Annotated in this window: 17 protein-coding genes; 5 read left to right on the forward strand and 12 right to left on the reverse strand. The window is 71.9% G+C overall.

The genetic code is table 11. The annotated features are described in order from the left end of the window. Positions 1 to 21 precede the first annotated feature (21 nt). Both sucB and lpdA read right to left on the reverse strand, forming a co-directional pair. Positions 22 to 1,800: a 2-oxoglutarate dehydrogenase, E2 component, dihydrolipoamide succinyltransferase gene (gene sucB / locus B116_RS0102230; protein WP_027659096.1), complete on the reverse strand. Its 1,779-nt coding sequence runs from the start codon at positions 1,798 to 1,800 to the stop codon at positions 22 to 24. A 65-nt stretch (positions 1,801 to 1,865) separates the two neighbouring features. Next, entirely contained in the window at positions 1,866 to 3,293 is a 1,428-nt protein-coding gene (lpdA, locus tag B116_RS0102235) for a dihydrolipoyl dehydrogenase (RefSeq protein WP_027659097.1), read from the reverse strand. Between the two features lie 140 nt (positions 3,294 to 3,433). Between lpdA and B116_RS0102240 the strand changes: the two genes are divergently transcribed. Beyond that, positions 3,434 to 3,760: a hypothetical protein gene (locus B116_RS0102240; protein WP_018721424.1), complete on the forward strand. Its 327-nt coding sequence runs from the start codon at positions 3,434 to 3,436 to the stop codon at positions 3,758 to 3,760. 75 nt (positions 3,761 to 3,835) lie between these two features. Here the strand turns inward: B116_RS0102240 and B116_RS0102245 are convergent, their stop codons facing one another. Further along, positions 3,836 to 5,389 carry a leucyl aminopeptidase gene (locus B116_RS0102245; protein ID WP_018721425.1) on the reverse strand — a complete coding sequence of 518 codons (1,554 nt, stop codon included), beginning with the start codon at positions 5,387 to 5,389 and terminating at the stop codon, positions 3,836 to 3,838. A 160-nt stretch (positions 5,390 to 5,549) separates the two neighbouring features. On the opposite strand from B116_RS0102245, the gene gcvT reads away from it, so the two are divergent. Further along, positions 5,550 to 6,674, forward strand: a complete 1,125-nt coding sequence (gene gcvT / locus B116_RS0102250) for a glycine cleavage system aminomethyltransferase GcvT (RefSeq protein ID WP_027659098.1) — start codon at positions 5,550 to 5,552, stop codon at positions 6,672 to 6,674. A gap of 27 nt (positions 6,675 to 6,701) precedes the next feature. On the opposite strand, the gene B116_RS0102255 is transcribed toward gcvT, so the two are convergent. From B116_RS0102255 to B116_RS0102265, 3 genes are all read right to left on the reverse strand, one after another. Further along, the gene (locus B116_RS0102255) at positions 6,702 to 7,997 is read right to left on the reverse strand and encodes a DUF2314 domain-containing protein (RefSeq protein ID WP_027659099.1); all 1,296 of its coding nucleotides are present in this window, start codon (positions 7,995 to 7,997) and stop codon (positions 6,702 to 6,704) included. Between the two features lie 65 nt (positions 7,998 to 8,062). After that, positions 8,063 to 8,836 (reverse strand): adenosylcobinamide-GDP ribazoletransferase, encoded by a 774-nt coding sequence (locus B116_RS0102260; RefSeq protein WP_018721428.1) that lies wholly within the window; start codon positions 8,834 to 8,836, stop codon positions 8,063 to 8,065. Next, on the reverse strand, positions 8,826 to 10,802 hold the full coding sequence (locus tag B116_RS0102265; protein WP_027659100.1) for a bifunctional adenosylcobinamide kinase/adenosylcobinamide-phosphate guanylyltransferase: 1,977 nt from the start codon (positions 10,800 to 10,802) through the stop codon (positions 8,826 to 8,828). The genes B116_RS0102260 and B116_RS0102265 overlap by 11 nt, the downstream gene beginning before the upstream one ends. A 163-nt stretch (positions 10,803 to 10,965) precedes the next feature. Here B116_RS0102265 and B116_RS0102270 point away from each other — a divergent pair, with 163 nt between their 5' ends. Together B116_RS0102270 and B116_RS0102275 are read left to right on the forward strand one after the other, a co-directional pair. Continuing rightward, positions 10,966 to 11,166, forward strand: coding sequence for a hypothetical protein (locus B116_RS0102270; protein WP_018721430.1), 201 nt, complete (start codon positions 10,966 to 10,968; stop codon positions 11,164 to 11,166). Next, a complete protein-coding gene (locus tag B116_RS0102275) occupies positions 11,166 to 11,963 on the forward strand; it encodes a site-2 protease family protein (protein WP_027659101.1) in 798 nt (265 codons plus the stop codon). The genes B116_RS0102270 and B116_RS0102275 overlap by 1 nt, the downstream gene beginning before the upstream one ends. A 120-nt stretch (positions 11,964 to 12,083) precedes the next feature. On the opposite strand, the gene B116_RS0102280 is transcribed toward B116_RS0102275, so the two are convergent. From B116_RS0102280 to nadA, 6 genes are all read right to left on the reverse strand, one after another. After that, positions 12,084 to 13,082: an aldo/keto reductase family protein gene (locus B116_RS0102280; protein WP_018721432.1), complete on the reverse strand. Its 999-nt coding sequence runs from the start codon at positions 13,080 to 13,082 to the stop codon at positions 12,084 to 12,086. Between the two features lie 120 nt (positions 13,083 to 13,202). Further along, a complete protein-coding gene (locus B116_RS0102285) occupies positions 13,203 to 15,710 on the reverse strand; it encodes a WG repeat-containing protein (protein ID WP_223874495.1) in 2,508 nt (835 codons plus the stop codon). A 113-nt stretch (positions 15,711 to 15,823) separates the two neighbouring features. Continuing rightward, a complete protein-coding gene (locus tag B116_RS28050) occupies positions 15,824 to 16,198 on the reverse strand; it encodes a hypothetical protein (protein WP_223874496.1) in 375 nt (124 codons plus the stop codon). 997 nt (positions 16,199 to 17,195) lie between these two features. Then, a complete protein-coding gene (locus B116_RS0102290) occupies positions 17,196 to 17,792 on the reverse strand; it encodes a DUF3043 domain-containing protein (RefSeq protein ID WP_027659103.1) in 597 nt (198 codons plus the stop codon). Between the two features lie 95 nt (positions 17,793 to 17,887). Further along, a complete protein-coding gene (gene murA, locus B116_RS0102295; protein ID WP_018721435.1) occupies positions 17,888 to 19,336 on the reverse strand; it encodes a UDP-N-acetylglucosamine 1-carboxyvinyltransferase in 1,449 nt (482 codons plus the stop codon). Between the two features lie 115 nt (positions 19,337 to 19,451). Next, entirely contained in the window at positions 19,452 to 20,654 is a 1,203-nt protein-coding gene (nadA, locus tag B116_RS0102300; RefSeq protein ID WP_027659104.1) for a quinolinate synthase NadA, read from the reverse strand. 68 nt (positions 20,655 to 20,722) lie between these two features. On the opposite strand from nadA, the gene B116_RS0102305 reads away from it, so the two are divergent. Further along, positions 20,723 to 21,859: a glycerate kinase family protein gene (locus B116_RS0102305; protein WP_018721437.1), complete on the forward strand. Its 1,137-nt coding sequence runs from the start codon at positions 20,723 to 20,725 to the stop codon at positions 21,857 to 21,859. The last annotated feature ends 29 nt before the right edge of the window (positions 21,860 to 21,888 follow it).

Consider the following 21,888-nt stretch of genomic DNA (forward strand, 5'->3'; position numbering starts at 1 on the left):
CCACCGTCGTCGGGTCGGGTGTTACCGGCCCAGTTCGGCCTCGAAGTTGCCGGCCTCCAGCCGCTCCTTGACCGTGCCAAGGAAACGGGCGGCGTCGGCGCCGTCGATCAGTCGGTGGTCGTACGACAGGGCCAGGTAGATCATCGACCGGACGGCCACGACCTCGCCCAGTTCCGGGTCGTTGACCACGACCGGGCGCTTGACCACGGCACCCGTGCCGAGCATCGCCGACTGCGGCGACGGCACGATCGGGGTGTCGAAGAGGGCGCCCCGGCTACCGGTGTTGGTCAGCGTGAACGTCGCGCCAGCGAGCTCATCCGGGCTGATCTTGTTGGTCCGGGTGCGCTCGGCCAGGTCGGCGACCCGCTTGGCGATGCCGCCCAGGTTGAGGTCGCCGGCGTTGTGGATGACCGGCACCATCAGGCCCCGCTCGGTGTCCACGGCGACGCCGAGGTGCTCCGCCTCCGGGTAGGTGATTTTCCCGGCCCCCAGGTCCATCTGGGCGTTGACGATCGGGTACGCCTGCAACGCCTCGACGGCCGCCAGGGCGAAGAACGGCAGGAAGGACAGCTTCACACCGTGCCGCTGCTGGAAGGCGTCCTTCGTCTGCGCCCGCAGCTTCGCGATCCGGGTGACGTCGACCTCGACCACGGTGGTGAGCTGCGCCATCTCGTGCAGCGACTCGTGCATCCGCTTCGCGATGGTCGTACGGATCCGCGGCAGCTTCTCTGTGGTGCCCCGCTTGCTGCTGGGCGTGGGCCGGGCCGCCGGCTTCGCCGCGGGGGCGGCGGGCTGCGCCGCCGGGGCCGGAGCCGCCTTGGCGGCGCGGGCCTGCTCGGCCGCGTCGAGCACGTCCTGCTTGCGGATCCGGCCACCGACGCCGGTGCCGTTGACCGTGGTGAGGTCAACCCCGTGCTCGCCGGCGAGCTTGCGGACCAGCGGGGTGACGTAGCCGGCGTTCTCCGTGCCGCCGGTCGTCGCCGGCCGGGAGGCGGGCGCGGACGGGGTGGCGGCCCGCTCCGCCTTCGCCGGATCGGGGGCACTCTCGGCCTCGGCCGCCGGCTCGTTGTAGGAGACGCCCGGGGTCGGCTCGGTGACCTTCGCCTCGGGCTCCGGCTTCGCCTCGGGCTCCGGCTTCGCCTCGGGCTTGGGCGCGGGCTTCGCCGCGGCACCGGCCGTGCCGACGACCGCCAGCGTCGCGCCCACATCGGCGGTCTCGTCCTCCGCCACGGTGATCTCCAGGACGGTCCCAGCGAAGGGCGAGGGGATCTCGGTGTCCACCTTGTCGGTCGACACCTCGAGTAGCGGCTCGTCAACTTCGACGGTGTCGCCGACCTGCTTGAGCCAACGGGTGACCGTCCCCTCGGTGACGCTCTCGCCGAGCGCCGGCATCGTCACCGGGCTGCCCTCGCCCGACGAGCTGCCCTCGGCCGAGGGTGCGGGAGCCGACGACTGCTCCTGCGCCGGCTCCGGGCCCGTGCCCTCGGCGGCGGCGGTCGGCTCGGGCGCGGACTGCCGCGACTCGGCCGCGCCGCCGCCTGACGCCCCGTTGTCGCCCGACGCCTCATCGCCGATCGTCGCCAGCTCGCTGCCGACCTCAGCGGTCTCGTCCTCGCCAACCACGATGCGGGTCAGGACACCGGCCGCGGGGGACGGGATCTCGGTGTCCACCTTGTCGGTCGACACCTCGAGTAGCGGCTCGTCAACCTCGACGGTGTCGCCCTCCTGCTTGAGCCAGCGCGTGACGGTGCCCTCGGTGACGCTCTCACCGAGCCGGGGCATGGTGACCGATACCGGCATTTTCTCCAGACTCCTTCATTCCCCTATGGGATCGTCGCCCGTCACCGGACGCCGTGGTTGTCGTGTCAGGCGTGCGCGTGCAGCGGCTTGCCGGCGAGGGCCAGGTGCGCCTCACCCAGCGCCTCGTTCTGGGTCGGGTGGGCGTGCACGAGCTGCGCCACCTCGGCGGGGTACGCCTCCCAGTTGTAGATGAGCTGGGCCTCACCGATCAGCTCGCCGACCCGGGCACCCACCATGTGTACGCCGACGACCGGGCCGTCCTCGACCCGGACCAGCTTGACGAAGCCGGTCGTCTTGAGGATCTGGCTCTTGCCGTTGCCGCCCAGGTTGTAGTTGTAGGACTTGACCTTGTCGGCGCCGTACTGCTCCTTGGCCTTCGCCTCGGTCAGACCAACCGACGCCAGCTCGGGGTCGGAGTAGGTGACCCGCGGGATGCCGGCCTCGTCGATGACGGCCGGATTCTCGCCGGCGATCTCCTCAGCGACGAAGATGCCCTGCTGGAAGCCGCGGTGCGCCAGCTGGAGGCCGGGCACGATGTCGCCGACCGCGTAGACGTTCGGCACGCTCGTGCGCTGCCGCTCATCGGTCAGCACGTAACCCCGGTCCATCCGGACGCCCTGCTCCTCGTAGCCGAGGCCGGCGGTGTTCGGTCCCCGGCCGACGGCGACCAGCAGCAGCTCGGCCTCGATGGTCTCGCCGCCGGCGATGGTTACCCGGACGCCGCTGTCGGTCTTCTCGACCTTCTCGAACGGCTTGCCGACCTTGAAGTTGATCTTCCGCTTCCGGAACGCCCGCTCCAGCGCCTTCGACGACTCCTCGTCCTCGGCGGCGACCAGCCGGGGCAGCGCCTCGATGATCGTGACGTCCACCCCGAAGGACTTCCACACGCTGGCGAACTCGACCCCGATGACGCCGCCACCGAGCACGATCACCGACGCCGGGACCCGGTCCATCACCAGCGCATGGTCGCTGGTGATGATCCGCTCGCCGTCCACCTCCAGACCGGGCAGGCTCTTCGCGTACGAGCCGGAGGCCAGGATGATGTTGCGGCCGGTGTACCGCTTACCGTCGACCTCGACGGTGTTCGGGGCGACCAGCCGGCCGGCGCCGGACACGATGGTGATGTTCTTCGCGCCACCCAGCAGGCCCTGCAGCCCCTTGTACAGCCGGGCAACCACCCCGTCCTTGTACGAGTTGACCGCCGCCATGTCGATGCCGACCAGCTCGGCCTTGACACCGAACTGCTCCGACTCGCGGGTCTGGTCGGCGACCTCGGCGGCGTGCAGCAACGCCTTGGTCGGGATGCAGCCGTTGTGCAGGCAGGTGCCGCCGAGCTTGCCCTTCTCGACCAACGCGACGGACAGGCCCAGCTCAGCGGCGCGCAGCGCCGCTGCGTAGCCGCCGCTGCCCCCTCCGAGGATGACGATGTCGAAGGTCTCGTTCGGCTCGCTCACGTCCAACTCCCAGGTCGCCTGGCTGCATCGGGGGGTCACGGTGGGGTAATGCGGACACACCCCACCTCGGTCATCTTGTCACCACCACGCCCGGCGCGGGTAGCGAGGTGCCCAACGACACGTCCGGGACACGTACCCTTGGCATCGGCTTCGATGGTGCGGGTGTGGGGAGACGGCCGGTGGGACTGTTCCGACGGAAGAAGGCGCGTCCGGTCAGTCCGGATCGCGGTGCTGACCGGGGCGACCTGAACCACCTGGAAAACTTCGTGCGGACCCGGCGGGGAGTCGAGGCGTACATCGAGCCCCGGACGACCGTCACCGAGACCACGGTCATGCTGATCGCCGACGACGGAGAGTGGACTCGCCGCCGGATCGACGGCCCGGTAGGCGCGCGTCGCTTCGCCCACCGGCTGGGCATCCCGGTCTACGACGTGAGTCTGATGGGCTACCCGCAGCGGATGCGCGACTACAACGAGCGCCGCAAGCGTCGCCCCGAACTGTTCTGAGCCCGCACCGACTCGCCGGACGGGTGCGCCGGGCCCTCGCACCCGTCCGGCGGGTACGAGGGCCCGGCTGACACATCAGCCCTGGCTGGCGATGTCCTCGATCAGGTGCAGCAGGGTGCGGACGGGCACCCCGGTGCCGCCCTTGGTCCAGTAGCCCGTCGGCTCGCCCGAGTGGTAGCCGGGGCCGGCGATGTCGATGTGCGCCCAGGCGACCTCCTCGGCGACGAACTCACGCAGGAAGACACCGCCCTGGAGCATGTGACCCGCCCGGTCCATCCCCGCGTTGACCTGGGAGATGTCGGCGATCTCGGAGTCCATGCCCTTGCGCACGTCCTCCGGCAGCGGCATCGGCCAGGTCGGCTCGCCGACCGCCTCGCCGGCGGTCCGAACCCGCTCGCACAGCTCCGGCGTGCCCATCACACCGGCCACCTTCTTGCCCAGCGCGACCACCTGGCCGCCGGTGAGCGTGGAGGTCTCCAGGAGGTAGTCGCAGCCGTCCGTGCAGGCCCGGGCGATCGCGTCGGCGAGGATCATCCGCCCCTCGGCGTCGGTGTTGAGCACCTCAACCCGCTTGCCGTCGAACATCGTGATGACGTCGCCCGGCCGGTACGCCGTACCGGAGGGCATGTTCTCCGCCATCGGCACGTACGCGGTCACCGACACGGCGGGCGCAAGCTCCGCGACCGCCAGCATCGCGCCGGCGACGGCGCCGGCGCCGGCCATGTCGGCCTTCATCTCCCACATACCCTGCGACGGCTTGATCGAGACACCGCCGCTGTCGAAGGTGATGCCCTTGCCGACCAGGGCGACCCGCTTGCCGTTGCCGCCGCCAGCCGGGGTGTAGCTGATCCGCACCAGCCGCGGCGGAGCCTGCGACCCCTGCCCGACGGCGGTGATGCCCCCGTAGCCGCCCTCGCGCAGGGCGACCTCGTCGAGCACCTCCACCTCCAGCCCAGCTGCGCGGGCGGCGGTTGCCACGGAGTCGGCGAAGGCGGGCGGGCGCAGCTCGTTGGGGGCGGCATTGACCCAGTCCCGGGAGGACCGGACCGCGTTGGCCACCGCCTGCGCCCGGGCTACCTCGGCCACGGCGGCGGCGTCACCCGCGTCGGGGACCGCGACCAGCACCTCCGCAACCGGCTCCCGTCGGGCCGGCTGCGGGCGGGTCTTGTAACCGGCGAACCGGTAGCCGCCCAGCAGGCCTCCCTCGGAGACCGCGCGCAGCGCGGCTGGTGCGTCGGCGTCGTCCGGCAGCGGCAGGGCCAGCGCGACTCGGGCCGAGCCGGCCAGGGCCCGCACCGCGGCACCGGCCGCCCGGCGCAGACTCTCCGGGGCGGGGGCGGCTCCGGTCGGCTCCGGTCCGAGGCCCACCGCGGCGATCACCGGAGCGGTAACCGTGCCGAGCGTGGCGAGCTTGATCACCTCGCCCGGGCCTCCGGTTGCGCCGAGCAACGCCAGCGTCTCGGTCAGTTTTCCATCGAAGGCCGCGGCGATGCTCTCCGCGCCGCTGGCCAGCAGCAGGGTGCCGGCCGGCTCTCCGGGCTGGCTGTGCACGCCGATGACGATCGCGTCAACGGCGAGCTCGGCGGGGTCGGTGTCGACGAGGCTGAGGGAAATAGTGGGCGATGTCACTGAAGCTACTCCGGGCAGGCCGGGCTGGTCGCGTCGTCGCGTACCAGCGATGAAGGTCTCCGGCGGACGTACCCGCCGTTGACCAGGGCTGTCCCGCCAGTGGTGCCGGCGGGTCCCGCCGATGCTAACCAGCCGGGGCGGTGCCGGTAAGTTGCCACCCATGACCGACGTGACCTCTGGCTCCGCTGACGCCCGGCTGCGCCGCTCTCCGCTGCACGACCGGCACGTCGCTGCCGGCGCCAAGTTTGCCCTCTTCGGCGGGTGGGAGATGCCGCTTGAGTACGCTGGGGGCGGGGTTCGCAAGGAGCATTCGGCGGTCCGCGACGCGGTTGGCGTCTTCGACGTGTCGCACCTGGGCAAGGCGCGGGTCACCGGCGCGGGGGCGGCGGAGTTCGTCAACACCTGCCTCAGCAACGACCTGGCCCGGATCGGGCCGGGCCGGGCGCAGTACACCCTCTGCTGCGACGATGCCACCGGTGGTGTGGTCGACGACATCATCGCCTACCTGTACGCCGACGACCACGTTCTCCTGATCCCCAACGCCGCGAACACCGCCGAGGTGGTGCGCCGGCTGCGGGCCGCCGCGCCACCGACGGTCACGATCAGTGACGAGCATGAGGCGTACGCGGTCCTCGCGGTGCAAGGCCCGCGCTCGGCGGACCTGCTCGGCGCGCTGGGCCTGCCCACGGAGCACGGCTACATGAGCTTCGCGGAGGGCACGCTGGCCGGGGCCAACCTGACCGTGTGCCGCACCGGCTACACCGGCGAGCTGGGTTACGAACTGATCCTGCCCGCCGCGGACGCCGGCGGCGTCTGGGACGCGCTCTTCGCCGCCGATGAGCAGCTGCAGGCGTGCGGCCTGGCCGCCCGGGACACCCTGCGTACCGAGATGGGCTATCCGCTGCACGGGCAGGACATCTCGCTGGAGATCACCCCGGTGCAGGGCCGCTCGGGTTGGGCGGTCGGCTGGGACAAGCCCGCCTTCTGGGGGCGGGCGGCACTGCTCGCGGAGAAGGCCGCCGGCCCCCGGCGTCGGCTGCGCGGTCTGGTGGCGGTCGATCGGGCCATCCCGCGTCCCGGCATGGTCGTCTACCACGGTGAGACGTCGGTCGGCACGGTCACCAGCGGCACGTTCAGCCCGACCCGGAAGCAGGGCATCGCCCTGGCCCTGATCGACACCGAGCCGGCCCTGGCCGACGGGGCTGAGCTCGAGGTCGACATTCGGGGACGCCGGGCAGCGATGACCCTGGTTCGCCCGCCGTTCGTTGATCCCTCGGTGCGGTAGCTCGCTCCCGGTTAGCGCGGGCGCGGATCAGACCGGCGGGGCGGGGCGTTCGCCGGCATCCAGGACGGCCTGGGTCCAGCCGCCTTCGCGGACCCCGGTGCCATCCAGGACTGCCCAGTCGACCACGTCGGTCGCCTCCACCACCACTGCGGAGCCGATCCGTACGGTCGGATCCGTGTTGGCGTCGCTGGCACTGGCACCCTCGATCCGCTCCGGCGTTGTCCAGGAGGTGACCCCGGCCCACACGTACTCCGGGCCGTCCTCCCCGGGAAGTCCGTACTTCACCACCAGCTGCGTCTCCGGTGGTAGCGCCCCGGCGAGGAAGCGGGCGCGGATCTCGTCCAGGGAAGCGCGGGCGGTGGCGATCGCCTGGCTCATCGCGTCACCGGAGCGGGTGTAGCGCACGTCCGGCGCGATGCCGGTGAAGAGGGTTTCACAGGCCGAGGTGTAGTAGCGGCTGTCCGGCCCGGAGTAGCCGGCCGGCGGCCGCAGGGTGAGGAACGAATCCGCCTCCGGGTCCGTCGCCGGGTCCAGCTCCAGCCGAAGCAGCACCGGGGCGGTGGCCCCATGCTGTTCCGGGTTGCCGTACGCCACCGCGATGTCTCCTCCGGTGACCGTGGCCAGTACGGGTAGCTGCACGAACGCAGGCAGCTCCTCGCCGTCCAGGCCGTCGGTCCACGCCCGCAGCAGCCGCCGTGCCGTGCCGGTCATTACCGCGCCCCAGGCCCGGGTCAGGTGGTCCGGCACCCCCTGCGCCTGTAGCTCCAGCAGCCCGAACCGGCGTAGCCCCTTCGTGGTGAACCAGAGCCCGTCGGCGTCGGACGAGTACGGCACCAGTACCCAGTCGACCAGCCGGATCCGGCCCTGCTCGTCCGGCAGGGATCGCAGCGCCGTCATCGGGTCGAGGAACTGGAGCCCGAAGACATCCACCACGTCGCCGCCGGCCGTGTCGGCGACCGCCGCCGCCACCGCCCGCGCCGCCCACTCGTGCGCCGGCGGCCAGCCGGGCCGGTACTCGGCCTGCACCACGACCAGGTGGGTCGCCGCCGCCAGCCGGGACAGCTGGGCCTCGGTCGCGCCGAAGGCGGTGAGCAGGTCCGGCGGCAGCTCGGGGAACTCGTGGATCGGCCGGGTGTCCACGCTCATCAGCGGGCTGTCCAACATCTGCCGGGCGAGGGCGTGCACCGGCTCGGCGAGTCGCCCGGTGAGCTGCTGCACCGCGGTCTTCGTGCCCACCTTCGGCAACCCAGCCATCGGCACCAGGTAGGTCGCGTTCAGCGATTCCGGGACCGGTACGGGCAGGAAGTCGTCCGTGATGAGCATGGGGTCTCCCGGATGGCCGTGCCGGTGTTGTCGTGCGCAACGCTACCCGGCGGCGTGGGTGGAGCTCAGCCGGACAAGACCAGTCCCAGGTAGACAAGGGTGGTGACCACCTCGACGGTGGCACCGAGCACGTCACCGGTGATCCCACCGAGGCGGCGTATCACGTGCCGGAGCAGCCAGATCGCGGCGGCGAGGGCGGCGACGACGACGAGTGGTCCCTGCCACGGACGGTCCGGCACGGCGGCGAGCGCTAGCAGCGCCAGCGCGGCGGTCCCGGTGGCGATGGCGCCTGGCCCGACGGTCCCGGCGACCAGGGCTCCCAGCCCGTCCGGTCGGGCCGCCGGCACTCCTCGCCAGCAGGCCACCGCTACTCCGAGTCGGCCGGCAGCGGTGGCGGTCACCACCGCCGCCAGCATGGTCGGCGTTGACCATTCGGCCAGCTCCGCGAGCACCGCAGCCTGCACCAGGAGGACGACCACCAGCGCGGTGACCCCGAACGGGCCGACATCCGGCTTCTTCATGACCTCTAGCGCGGCCGACCCGCGCCGGTACGAGCCGAGTGCGTCCACGGTGTCGGCGAGCCCGTCGAGGTGCAGCCCCCGGGTCAGCAGTGCGCCGGCACCGACCGTGACGCCGGCGGCTACCAGTGGCGGCGCGAAGCCGCCGGTGAGTAGCAGCACTCCAGTGAGGAGGGCGCCGAGCAGCGCGCCGACGGCCGGGGCCAGGGCCATCGCGGTACCGGCCACGGCCCGGTCGATCCGGCCGGCCCGCACCGGCAACGTGGTGAAGGTGGTCAGCGCCAGCCGGGCACCGGCGGCCAGGCGCGGTTCAGCCGGCACGCCAGCCGGATGAATCCAGCGGCGTGGACTCCGGATCGGTGCTGGTGGGCCCCGGTCCGGCCGGTTCTGGCTCGCGGAAGTCCGGCTCGTTCTCCCTCGGCGTTGCCGGCTCCGGTTGCTCCGTCGCCGGCTCTGGCTCCTTCGTCGCCGGCTTCGTCTCGTCTGGTTCGTTCGTCGTTGCTCCGGCGGCTGCCGGCTCCGTCGTCAACTCGGCCTCGTCCGGCGTGGCCTCGTCCGACTCGACCCGTAGCGACGGGTGCGCCGGCAGCGCCGCGGCCAAGGCCAGCGCCGACCGCAACAGCGGCAGCGCCACCAGTGCGTTCCCGCCCTCGCCCACGTCCAGCCGCAGATCCAGCAGGGGAGTGAGGCCGAGCACGTCGGCGGCGAGTTGAACGCCGGGGTGCCCGCCGTGGTCGGCGAGCAGGCACCAGTGCCGGGCCGGCCCGGCCAGGTCGCGGCTGACCAGGCCGGCCGCAACCCCGACCGGCCCGTCCAGGAGCACCGGTAGCCGCCGCGCGGCAGCGCCGAGCAGCACGCCGGTTGCGACCGCGATGTCACCGCCGCCCACCTCGGCGAGGATCTCCTTGGGCTCGCGGGACGAGTGGCGGCTGCGGTGTAGCCCATCCCGGACGGCCGCGCAGCGGACCATCCACGCGGCGTCGTCGTACTCGCCCGCGTCGGTGCGCACCCGGGCGAGTACGGCGGGTGGTTCGGCGCCGGCCGTGGCGGCGAGCACCGCTGCCGCGGCGGCGTCGGTACCGGCGCCGCAGGCCCCTAACACCAGCAGCCGTACGCCCGCGTCCGCGGCCTGGTCGGCGAGCCGCCAGCCGAGCTGCAACGCCGCCTCGACCTGGTGGAGGGGGAGCGCCGGGTCGGTCTCGATCGGGTCTGCGGCGGGGGCGTCAACCACCTGCAGCTCGGCCCCGGCCTCCGCGGCGAGGCGGGCCCACGCGCCCTGGCCGTCCCGGGCCTCCTGAGCCCGGCGGGCGGAGTCGCCGGAGGCGGTTCCGGCGGCGGCGCCGCCCGCGTGATCGCCATGCACCAGCAGCACCCGGGTGCTGGCCCAGGGGGTGGGCTGTGCAGTGCCCTGGGTGGCGGCGGCGAACTCGACCAGCTGGGTGAGCCCGCCGAAGCCAGCGCCGGGCAGGTCCCGGGTGGCCACCCGCTGCACGGCCTGCGAGCCGGCGTCCTCGTCGGGCATGGGCAGCTCCAGGCCCGGCTCGATGGTCAGGTCGGTTGCGGCCATCGGCGGCGTCAACCAGGGGGTGCCGTCACCGGTGGTGAGTGCGGCCGGTGCGGGCAGGGCGCTCGCGGTCAGCACCTGCGGTAGCGGTGTCGGTGCGGGGGCCGCGCCGGTAGCGGCTCTGCTGCCGACGGCGGCCGGCGTGACCTGTGCCGGGACGGCGGCCGGGCGGGTCGGCGGGGGCGGTTTGAGCCAGCTGGGCTGGCCGGCGACCACCAGGACGACCGTGTCAACCGCGTCGGCGATTGCCCGGTTGGCGGTGCCGAGCGCGTCGGTGAAGGCGCGGCCGAGCGGGGTCGTCGGCACCAGCGAGAGGCCGACCTCGGCGCTCACCAGCACCACCCGGGCGGGGCAGGAGCGGACCGCCGCGGCCAGCTCGGCGATGGTGGCCGTGGTGTCGACGGGTTGGTGGGCGGGGTCGAGGAGAGCTGTCACCCAGCCACCGACGTCGTCAACGAGCAGCGTCTCGGCGGGCTGAGCGGCGGCTAGCAGCTCCACCAGCCGGCGTGGCTTCCCCGCGGTCTCCTCCGTGGTCCACGTCGTCGGCCGGCGGGCGCGGTGAGCTTCGAGGCGGGTCGACCACTCCTCGTCGGCGCTGGTGTCGGCGGCAGTGGCCAGATACCGGACCGTCGGCGCATCGGCTACCAGGGCCTCGGCGAACTCGGACTTTCCCGACCGGATTCCGCCGAGCACCAGGACCGTGTTCCACCCGTCAATGGACATGCCCGTACCTTAAGGCCGCCCGGTGCCCGTCCGCCTGCCGCCCCGCTCCTCCCGGAGCTGCTCACATTAGCCCCGTAACGATCATGACTGGGCCGGACGTGCAGCCGTCGGCGGCGCGGCGGACTAGGCTGGCGGGAGATCAGCGGCGAGGGGAGACACGCAGATGGCGTGGAGCTGGCAGTACGAGGGCGAGAACGGCGAACCGGCGTCGGGGCCGGTCGAGTCGTTCAGTAGCCAGGCGGACGCCGAGTCCTGGATCGGCCAGACCTGGCGGGAACTCGCGGCGGCCGGCGTGATCGCGGTCCTGCTTGTCGAGGACGACCGCGTGGAGTACCGGATGAGTCTGCAACCACCGGCGGAGTGATGGCCGGAGACCGCGCTGGAGGCGGGCCGCTGGTGTTGGGCGTGCCCCGGGCAGCGTTCCGCCCCAGCCCGGTCTTCCTCGGGCTGGTGGCACTCTTCGTGCTCAGCGGAGTCCTGACCTGGCAGGAAAGCGGCAACATCCGGGTCAACGTCTTCCTCTTCGTTGTATCCGGCTGGCTGGTCTCACTCTGCCTGCACGAGTACGCGCACGCGCTGGTGGCGTTCCGGGCCGGTGACCGCAGCGTCGCGCACCAGGGTTACCTCACCCTCAACCCACTGAAGTACAGCCATCCGCTGCTGTCGATCGCACTGCCGGTGCTGGTGGTGCTGCTCGGCGGTATCGGCCTGCCCGGCGGCGCGGTCTGGGTGGACCGGCATGCCATCCCGGGGCGGCTCCGGCACACCCTGGTCAGCCTCGCCGGCCCGGCCACGAACGTGGTGTTCACGCTGGTGCTGGTCATCGCGGTCCGGCTGGCGGCGAGCGGCGGCGGGCCGGTGCAGTTCTGGGCTGCGGTGGCACTGCTCGCCTTCCTCCAACTCACGGCGAGCCTGCTCAACCTGCTTCCGGTGCCGGGCCTGGACGGTGGCAACATGATCCAGCCATGGCTCTCCCCGCCGTACCGGCGGGTGTACGACCTCTTCGCGCCGTACGGCTTTCTTCTGCTCTTCGCGCTGCTGTGGAACCCCCGGATCAACGGCTGGTTCTTCGGGACGGTCTTCGCCGTCGGCGACGCGCTAGGCCTACCGCCGGGCCTGTACGGGCTCGGCCTGGATCTGGTCCGCTTCTGGCAGGGCTGAACCCGCGCCGTACCGCCGGTCCTCCCGCACGGCCGTACCGCCGGTCCTCCCGCACGGCGGTGGACAGTTCTCCCGCACGTGGTGGGCCGGACTTCCTGGCCGGCCCACCACGTGGGCGGGTCAGGGCCGCCGCGCGGGGGACTCGGTCCGGGCCGGGTCCCGCTCGACGATCGGCTCGATGATGTCGTCGATCGCCTTCAGCAGGTCGGCGTCGAGCCGTACGCCGGCCGCCTTGACGTTGTCGTGCACCTGCTCGGGGCGGGAGGCACCGATGATCGCCGAGGAGACGTTCGGGTTCTGCAGCACCCAGGCGATGGCGAGCTGGGCCATGCTCAGCCCCGCCTGCTCGGCGAGCGGCTTGAGCTGCTGCACCCGGGTCAGCACGTCGTCGCTGAGCCACTTGGCGATGAAGTTCGCCCCGGACTTCTCGTCGGTGGCCCGGGAGCCCGCCGGTGGGGGATGGCCCGGCTGGTACTTGCCGGTCAGCACACCCTGGGCCATCGGGGACCAGACGATCTGACCGATGCCCAACTCCTCGCTGGCCGGCACCACCTCGGCCTCGATGACCCGCCAGAGCATCGAGTACTGCGGTTGGTTGGAGATCAGTGGAATCCGCAGCTCACGGGCGAGCGGGTGAGCCTGGCGCAGCTGCGTCGCCGTCCACTCGGAGACCCCGATGTAGAGGGCCTTCCCCGCGCGGACAACGTCGGCGAACGCCTCCATCGTCTCTTCGATCGGGGTGCTGTGGTCATACCGGTGCGCCTGGTAGAGGTCGACATAGTCGGTGCCCAGCCGGCGCAGCGAGCCGTCGATCGACTCCATGATGTGCTTGCGGGACAGGCCCCGGTTGTTGTGACTCGGCCCGGTCGGCCAGAACACCTTCGTGAACAGCTCGAACCCGGAACGCCGTTCGTTCTGTAGCGCCCGACCGAGGACCTCTTCCGCGCGGGTGCCCGCGTACGCGTCCGCGGTGTCGAAGGTGGTGATACCGGCGTCCAGCGCGGCCCGGACACAGGCGAAGGCCGACTCCTCCTCAACCTGGGAGCCGTGGGTGATCCAGTTTCCGTATGAGATCTCGCTGACCATCAGGCCGGAACGGCCCAGGTGTCGGAATTCCATTCCCTGACCTTAGCTGGATAGCACGTCGCCCACGAAGGGCACGGCTCTGCTCGTCGACCTGGTGTACTGCAGGGTCGGCCGGGGAGTCCTTGCGGGCCGCCCTTGCAGTGTCCGACCAGGTCAGAGCAGTGGTACCGCATCGGTGAGTAGCTGTTCGATTTCGGCGAGCACCTCGGCCTGGTCGAGGTGTCTCGGCTCAATCAGCGGCCTACCCTGCCGATCCAACGCCCCCCACCGGCCGGCGGTGGTGGCTACCAGGTAGGCCACAGGGTGCACCACCAACGCCGGGTGCACCGGCGGCACGACTACCCGGCCGGTCCGGTCCACCACGCCGTACCGCCCGGCCAGGTCAACGACGGCCAGCCCATCCTCGGTGAAGCCATCCACCTGCCCACCGGCAACGAGCATGGTGGCGAAACCGTGGTAGCGGGTCGGTACCACCAGCCGGCCGGCGCGGTCCACCGCGCCCCACCCCTCCCGCCGGACCACGGCGATCCCGTGTCGGAACGGGCGCACGTCGGCGAAGCCCGGTGGTACCACGACCTCGCCCTGCGGGTCAATCGCACGCCAGCCGCCGGGCTCGCCCTGGGACACCCAGGCCAGCCCATCGGCGAATGGGCGGACCACCAGCCAGGATGCCGTCAACACGATGCTGCCAGCTCGATCGAGCAGCGACCACCGTTGGTCGTCCGGGCGGCGAGCCCAAGCCAGGCCCTCTCGGAACGGCTGTGCCTCCGCGTACTCTGCCGCGATGACCAGGTCACCGTTCGGGTTGGCGTATCCCAAGAGATCACCATCGCGCGCCGGCACCGGTGATTGTTCCGGCTCCAGCAACTCTGTCCTGCTGCGGGGGTACGGCCCGAAGCCGGACTTGGCGGCCCGATCGGCGACCGCGTCCAGACTCATCCGTACCCGGTCCAGCAGCTCCGCATCGGCGCTGCCGCGTAGATCCAACGCCCGCTCGAAGTGCAGACAGGCCTCGATCAGGCGACCTTGGTCAACGCAGCACCGCCCAGCATGCTCGTGTAGCGCCGCCCGTAGCCGGTCGGGCAGTTCCGGCGAGTTCGCCTTGGCCAAGAGGCGGTCGGCTTCGTCGTACTCGCCCCGCCATCGCAGTACGTGTGCCAGCCGGGCCTGCGCGAGAGCGGTCCGTCGCAACTCGCCGGTGGCCTCCGCGTAGGTCAGGGCCAGTCGGCCGTCCGCCAGTGCGTCGTCAAGGTCGCCAGCCGCCCGGGACGCCACGGCCCGCAGACTGAGCAGCCGGGCCCGGGATCGATTGTCCAGGGCTGTGTCGAGCTTCTCGGTTAGCCGGTGTCGGAGACTCCGGAACTGTTCGGGCTCGGGGATGACCTCCCGGAGCGTGGCCGGGTCCAGTCGCCAGGGATGGTTGGCCAGCACCCGCTCGGGGTCGCCCGGTGGGGCGGTGTCGTCAACGTCCGCGGCATCCGGTGGGTCGCTCCGGTCCGCAGTGGGCGGAACCGGTGCGGGAGCGGCTGCCGGGTCCGGTGGGGGAGCGGCTGCCGGGTCCGGCTCCGGTCCTGGCTCCGGTTCCGGTTCCGGTTCCGGCGCGGCAGTGGCTGCCGGGTCCGGTTCCGGTCCTGGCTCCGGTTCCGGCTCCGGCGCGGCAGTGGCTGCCGTCTCCGGTGTGGGGCCTTCCGCCGCTTCCGTTCTGGACAGGGCCGCCTCTGCCGCCGCCGCTGGGCCGGCATCCGGTTGCGGCGTGGGCGGCGCGGGGAGCACCTGGGCCGGTTCCGGTTCCGGTGCGCCCGCCGTCGGGTCCACCGCCGTCGGGTCCGCCGGCACCGGCGTCACCGCGGTCTCCGGTCCCGGCTCCGGCTTGGGTCCCGGCTCCGGCTTGGGTCCCGGCTCCGGGTCCGGCTCCGAGTTCCGGTCCGCCGCGACCGGTGGCGTCGCGGTCTCCGAATCCGAGGTGAGCTCGGCGGTGGGAATGGGTCCCGCCTCGGGTGCCCGTTCCAGGTCGGCGTCGGCTGGTGCTGGGCTTTCGGTCGGGGCACCGTCCGCTATCGGGGCTGGATCCTCGTCCGAGGCTTCGTCGCTGCTGTCGAGGACGCCAATAGCGGCGGCCGGTGGGGCGCCGGCTGGCTCGGTCTCCTCCGGCGCGATGCTGACGGGTTCCGCTTCCGCCGCGGGGGTGCTGGCGGCTTCCGCGTACTCGGACGCGTCACTGGCTGGCTCCGCCGAGGGTGGTGCCGCGGCGGCTGGCGCGTCGTCGGGCCGGTCGGGTACGGCGCTCGGCGGCGGTGCGTCGGGGCTGGGCGGGGTTGGCTCGGCGGAGGGCGCGAGCGGCTCGGCGGGCGGGGTTGGCTCGGCGGGGGTGGTAGCCGTTCCGAACCAGGCGTTTGGCCCGCTCGTGCCTGGCGCCGGCCTGGCGGGCTCGGTAGGTGGCGGAACATACCGCCGCGGCTGCGGTGCACCGATCGTTGGTGCTGGTCCGGCCGCCTCAGGAGAGGTCGGCGTCGGTCCGGGAGGTGCGCCGGTGACCGGACGGTCCAGGTGCGGGTGGGGTGACGGGGCCGTCCCGGCGCCGCCGGATACCGGTCGGCTGGGTGCGCCGGATACCGGTCGGCTGGGCGTGCCGGATACCGGTCGGCTGGGCGTGCCGGACACCGGTCGGCCGTACGGGGGCGCCGACGTGCTCGTCGAGGGACCGCCCTGCGGCGGTCGGTGGGGTGGCGGGAGATGCGGGCCGTGTGGTTCGCCGCGCCGGGGGCTCTCCTGGTTCAGGCCTGGCTGGGGTGGGGGCCAGGGGCGTCCGGTGTCGGGCCGACGGTGGGGGTGCGGTTGCCGATCGGGGTGCTGTACCGGTCCGGGTGCCCCGTCGCGGTGCGGGTGGACGGTGCCGTGCTCGGCCGAGGGACCGGGTCCGGTCGGGCGAGCACGGCCAGCCGAAGGGTCGGGGCCGCCCGAGTGCCGTCGTGGGAATGGGTCGACGCGCCCATCCCGGTTCGCCTGGTGCCCGTCCGGCCGCAGGCGCCCACCGCTGCTCTCCGGTGGTGCGCCGGGCCGACCATGTTCGGCATCGGGCGATCGTCCCCACGGGTAGCGGGTCCGAGGTGAAGGGCCTCCGGCGTCTCGACCAAGGGCATGGCGGTCACGTCCCTGGGGCCGCTCCTCGTCCGGTTCGGGTATCCAGCCCGGTTCTGGATGCCGGGCGGGGGAGACCGGCTGGTTTCGCCCCCCGGGCTTGTGCCATGGACTCCGGTCGTCGTACCCGTCCGAGCGGGCGAACTGACCGTTCCCGGAGCCGGTGTGGTGGCGGTTCCGTTCCCAGCCGGGGTCGCCCTCGCGGAAATCGCGCGGCTCTGGCCATCGGCCTCGGTCGGCCACCCGGGGCGCCTCGCCGGGCCGTTGGCGGCGCAGTTCCTCGTCGTAGTGGGCGCGGGGGTCGTCCTGTTCCTTCCAGGAGCGACCGGTGTAGGTCCCGTCGGGACGGGTCGGCGCCAGCGGGGGCACTGTGGCCCGGCCGACAACGGCAGCTCGCCCGCGCGGGGCGGGCGGCTGGGTGTGCTCGATACCGATGTCGCCGGGGTAGCGCTGGCCGGGGAACTGAGGATGCCACTCGTTGGTCGGCTCGACCATCCAGGACGGCTCGGCGAGGTGGTGCCACGGATCGTCGTAGCCGCCGCGACTCATCCGCGCGCCCTATCGCCGGCCTGGTGGAGGGGATCGCCCTGGCCCGCATGCGGGGGTTGGGCGGGACCTGGAGGGGGCGTCCGTTTGCTTTCGGGCGCGCCCCGATGACCGGCTCGCGTCCGCTCGCTCACGGCGATTGTCACCTCGTTGCACCTTGTCGCGCTGGGCACCCGCCGGCCGGTAGCTTCTTCCGTCTAGCAAGGTGTAGCTGCGGAAGGAGGGTAGCGGCGTGGGCTCGGTCGCCGCCACTGTGGCGCCCGCGCGGGACCCAAACGTTATCCCATGTTCCGGAAATTTGGGCCGAATCCGGACCAGAGTTTCGGCATCCGGACAGCTGGACACCGGTCTTCGTAGCTACCGGGGGCCGGTTCCGGCGGTGTCAGCGCCCCGCTGGGTGCCGTGCGGGCGCTGGGTCGAGGTGTCGGAAGGGGACGAGCGGGCACCCGTCGGCGGATGCCGTCAGATCGGGTCGCCGATGGCGACCCGGGGTACGGGCGCCCGCATCCGGCGAGGGCTGATCGACCGCATGATCGCGTAGAGGTAGAGCGAGCCCATCCGTTGCCCGGTGTTCGGAAAGCGCTCTCGGACCAGCTTTTTGATCTTTCGTGAGATTAGGACCGAGTCGATGATCAAGGCGACCGCGAGCATTACCCACAGGATGTTGGAGGCGAGCCGGACCTCCGGCGGCATCGCCTGGTTCGAGCCAAGCAGCACGATCAGCGCGCCACCCAAGAACCAGGTGCCCACCGTGCGTCGGGAGTCGACCACGTTGCGGGCGAGTAGCCGTTCCGGCCCCCGGTCTCGGGGGCCGCCCTCACGTCGGAACTCCGCGGCCGATTCGGCGCGCAGCCGGCGGCGTTCCTCGCGTCGCTCTTCCTTGCTCAGCGACTTAACCGCCTTGGTGGGACGCCGCCCGACGCTGGGCCGCTTGGGTGTCTCGCGCCCCTTCGCCGGCGTGTAGCCCCGGGGATGGGCGGCGGCGGACTCCTCCTCGGTCGTCGCCGGCTTGGCGACTTCGTCGAGCAGGTCAGTGGCTTTACGACGAAACAGGGGCACGTGGCAAGCGTAGCCAAACGTCCGCGCCCGGTGCACATCGCGGTGCGCCGGGCGCGGACGTCAGGAGCGGATGGTGCCGCCAGGGGTGGTACGGGTCACGGTCGCTCGACGTGCGCACCCAGGTCGGCGAGTTTCGCCTCAAAGTCCTCGTAACCCCGGTTGATCAGGTCTACGCCGTACACCCGGGAGGTGCCCTCGGCGGCGAGCGCCGCGATCAGGTGGCTGAACCCGGCCCGCAGGTCTGGGATGACCAGATCGGCGGCGTGCAACTTGCTCGGCCCGGCGATGACCGCCGAGTGTTTGAAGTTGCGCCGGCCGAAGCGACACGGCGTGCCGCCCAGGCAGTCCCGATAGACCTGGATGTTCGCGCCCATCGAGTTCAGCGCCGAGGTGTAGCCGAGTCGCTGCTCGTACACCGTTTCGTGAACGATCGAGAGGCCGCGGGCCTGGGTCAGCGCCACGACCAGCGGCTGCTGCCAATCGGTCATGAAGCCCGGGTGTACGTCGGTCTCCAGCGCGACCGACTTCAGCTCCCCGCCCGGGTGCCAGAATCGGATACCGCCCTCCTGGCCAGGGTCGTTCAGCCGGGGTGGGCGGGCATCGGTGACCTCGTACTCGCCGCCGACCGAGCGGAAGATGTTCAGGAACGTCATCATGTCGGCCTGCTCGGCGCCCAGCACCTCGACGTGGCCGCGGGTGGCCAGCGCGGCAGCGGCCCAGCTGGCCGCCTCGATCCGGTCCGGGATCGGGCGGTGTGAGTAGCCGTGGAGCTTCGGCACGCCCTGGATCTCGATCACCCGGTCGGTGTGCACCTTGATGATCGCGCCCATCTTCTGGAGTACGCAGATCAGGTCAATGATCTCCGGCTCGACCGCCGCGTTGCGCAGCTCGGTGACGCCCTCGGCCATCACCGCGGTCAGCAGCACCTGTTCGGTGGCGCCGACGCTCGGGTAGGGCAGCGCGAACTTGGTGCCGTGCAGGCCGTTCGGCGCCGACAGGTGTAGCCCCTCCGGCTGCTTGTCGACGGTCGCCCCGAACTCGCGCAGCGCCTGGAGGTGGAAGTCGATCGGGCGGGGGCCGATGTGGCAACCGCCGAGGTCGGGGATGAAGGCGCGGCCAAGCCGGTGCAGCAGCGGCCCGCAGAACAGGATCGGGATCCGGCTGGAACCGGCGTGCACGTTGATTTGGTCGGTGCTGGCGCTCTCCACGTTGGCGGGATCGAGGATCAGCGTGCCGTCCTCGTCGCCATCAGTGACCTTGACCCCGTGCACGCCGAGCAGGCCACGGACGACCTCGACGTCGCGGATCTTTGGTAGGTCGTAGAGCCGGCTTGGGCTATCACCGAGCAGCGCGGCGACCATCGCCTTGGAGACGAGGTTCTTCGCGCCGCGTACGCGAATTCGCCCTTCCAGCGGAGTGCCTCCGTGTACGACCAGGACGTCATCGGTCAACGCAACCTCCAGCGCGTCGAGTGGTGCCGGGTATCGGTGGGGTTGGATGTCCTGCGATCCGCGGTGACAGGGGTCGGTGACCGGGACACCCACGTGTCGTCGCCCAGGGCAGCATAGCCCTCTGTGATGAAGGCGGACTCGGTCAGATCGCCCTTGGTGGTATTTATCGGCGTTCTAGCACTTTTTGCACCAGAGTTGCTACGGACAGTTAGCGTGCTCCGCTTGGTGGCCGCTTCTCCGTTGCCGGTAGGGCGAGCATCTGGTCCAGCGCCGTCCGGGCCTGGTGCGCGGTCTCCGCATCCACCGTGATTTGGTTCACCACCCGGCCGGCGACCAACTCCTCCAGCGCCCACACCAGATGGGGCAGGTCGATGCGGTTCATCGTTGAGCAGTAGCAGACCGCCCGGTCCAGGAACATGACCTGCTTGTCCGGGTTGGCCAGCGCCAGCCGACGGACCAGGTTCAGCTCCGTGCCCACCGCCCACGCCGAGCCGGCCGGGGCCGCCTCGATCGTCTTGATGATGTACTCCGTGGATCCGACGAAGTCAGCGGCGCGGACCACCTCGTGCCGGCACTCGGGGTGCACCAGCACGTTGACGCCCGGAACCCGCTCGCGTACGTCGTTGACGCTGTCGAGGGTGAACCGGCCGTGGACCGAGCAGTGCCCCCGCCACAGAATCATCCGAGCATCGCGTAGCTGCCCAGCGGTGAGCCCGCCGTTCGGCTTGTGCGGGTCGTACAGCACGCAGTCGTCCAGCGAGAAACCCAGCTCCAGAACGGCGGTGTTCCGGCCCAAATGCTGGTCGGGGAGGAAGAGCACCCGCTGGCCTTGCTGATACGCCCACTCCAACGCCCGCTGGGCGTTCGACGAGGTGCAGACGACACCGCCATGGCGCCCGACGAAGCCCTTGATGTCCGCCGAGGAGTTCATGTAGGTGACCGGGATGGTGCCTTCGGTGAGGCCGAGGTCGGCCAGGGTCTCCCAGGCGGCTTCGACCTGCGGAAGCGCCGCCATGTCCGCCATCGAGCAACCGGCGGCCAGGTCGGGCAGGACAACCCGCTGCTGGTCCGTGGTGAGGATGTCGGCGCTCTCGGCCATGAAGTGCACGCCGCAGAAGACGATGTACTCCGCGTTCGGCCGGGCCGCGGCCTCCCGGGCCAGCTTGAACGAGTCGCCGGTCACATCGGCGAACTGGATCACCTCGTCGCGCTGGTAGTGGTGGCCCAGCACGAAGACCCGGTCACCCAGCTGTGCCTTGGCTGCCGTTGCCCGGGCCACCAGGTCGGGGTCGCTCGGCGCCGGCAGTTCGCCCGGACACTCGACTCCCCGTTCGGTATCCGGATCGCTGCCCCGACCGAGCAGGAGGAGCGCGGTAGCGGTGGCGGAAGGTTCTACCCAGGTCGACGTCACGCCACCTATGGTTCCACAGCACCGCCGCGTCGCGACTTTCGCCGGTGTGTGCTGCCACACTGCTCGGCATGCGTGTGCTGCTTTGCCCGGACAAGTTTGCCGGCACCCTGTCGGCGTCGGCGGTGGCCGCCGCCGTGGCCGCTGGGTGGCGATCGGTGGCACCGGACGACGACCTGCTCGTGCATCCCCTCGCCGACGGCGGCCCCGGGTTTCTGGATGTGTTGGCCGGGGCGGTGGACGCCCGCCGGGTGCCGGTACCGACCGTCGACCCCCTTGGCCGTCCAGTGGCCGGTGAGATCCTGCTGACCCGGGCTGGCATCGGGTACGTGGAGAGCGCCCAGGCCTGCGGTCTGCACCTACTCGCCCCAGCGGAGCGTGACCCGAAGCGCACCACCTCGTACGGGGTGGGGCTGCTGGTGGCCGCTGCCATCGAGTGCGGCGCTTCCGAGGTGGTGATCGGGCTCGGCGGCTCGGCCACCAATGACGCCGGTGCGGGCCTGCTCGCCGCCCTCGGCGTGACATCGCTGGACGGCGTCGGTGCGGCCCTGCCGTACGGGGGAGCAGCGCTGGCCGCCGTCGCGGCGCTGGACGGGGCGCCCCGGCTGCGGGCCGCCCGACTGGTCGCTGCCACAGATGTGGACAACCCGCTACTCGGGGTGCATGGGGCGAGCAACGTCTTCGGCCCGCAGAAGGGCGCCGACCGGGCGGACGTGCTGCTGCTAGACGCGGCGCTGGAGCGGTTCGCCGCGGTCCTCGAACGGGACCTGTCCGGCTGCCCCAGTGGCCTGGGCGCCCTGCCCGGTGGCGGAGCGGCCGGCGGGCTGGGCGCGGCGGTGTTGGCCCTTGGCGGCCGGTGCGGCTCGGGAATTGGCCTGGTCGCCCACGCGGTCGGGCTGGACACCGCGCTGGATGCCGTCGATCTGGTGATCACCGGCGAGGGCTCGTTTGACCAGCAGTCCCTGCGCGGCAAGGTGGTCGCTGGGGTGGCCGGTGCGGCGCGGGACCGGGGCGTGCCGTGTGTGGTGTTGGCGGGGCGGGTGGGCGCGGGCCGGCGGGAGGCGGCCGCGGCGGGCGTCACCGAGGCACACAGCCTCGTCGAGCACTACGGCGGGGAGGAACACGGTGGGGTTGCGGCGGCGATCAGCCAGCCGGCTGACGGGCTGCGGGCCCTGGCGGCCCGGTTGGCCCGGCAGTGGAGTCGCTGACTGGCCGGTGCGGCCCCCGTCACCTGGGT

This window comes from Salinispora fenicalii (assembly GCF_000514815.1).
Taxonomy (GTDB): domain Bacteria; phylum Actinomycetota; class Actinomycetes; order Mycobacteriales; family Micromonosporaceae; genus Micromonospora; species Micromonospora fenicalii.

What these genes read in the sequence shown, in the direction of transcription:
- sucB (WP_027659096.1), bottom strand. Translation starts at nt 1,800, where the DNA reads ATGCCGGTATCGGTCACCATGCCCCGGCTCGGTGAGAGCGTCACCGAG.
- gcvT (WP_027659098.1), top strand. Translation starts at nt 5,550, where the DNA reads ATGACCGACGTGACCTCTGGCTCCGCTGACGCCCGGCTGCGCCGCTCT.
- B116_RS0102255 (WP_027659099.1), bottom strand. Translation starts at nt 7,997, where the DNA reads ATGCTCATCACGGACGACTTCCTGCCCGTACCGGTCCCGGAATCGCTG.
- B116_RS0102265 (WP_027659100.1), bottom strand. Translation starts at nt 10,802, where the DNA reads ATGTCCATTGACGGGTGGAACACGGTCCTGGTGCTCGGCGGAATCCGG.
- B116_RS0102270 (WP_018721430.1), top strand. Translation starts at nt 10,966, where the DNA reads ATGGCGTGGAGCTGGCAGTACGAGGGCGAGAACGGCGAACCGGCGTCG.
- B116_RS0102275 (WP_027659101.1), top strand. Translation starts at nt 11,166, where the DNA reads ATGGCCGGAGACCGCGCTGGAGGCGGGCCGCTGGTGTTGGGCGTGCCC.
- B116_RS0102280 (WP_018721432.1), bottom strand. Translation starts at nt 13,082, where the DNA reads ATGGAATTCCGACACCTGGGCCGTTCCGGCCTGATGGTCAGCGAGATC.
- B116_RS0102305 (WP_018721437.1), top strand. Translation starts at nt 20,723, where the DNA reads ATGCGTGTGCTGCTTTGCCCGGACAAGTTTGCCGGCACCCTGTCGGCG.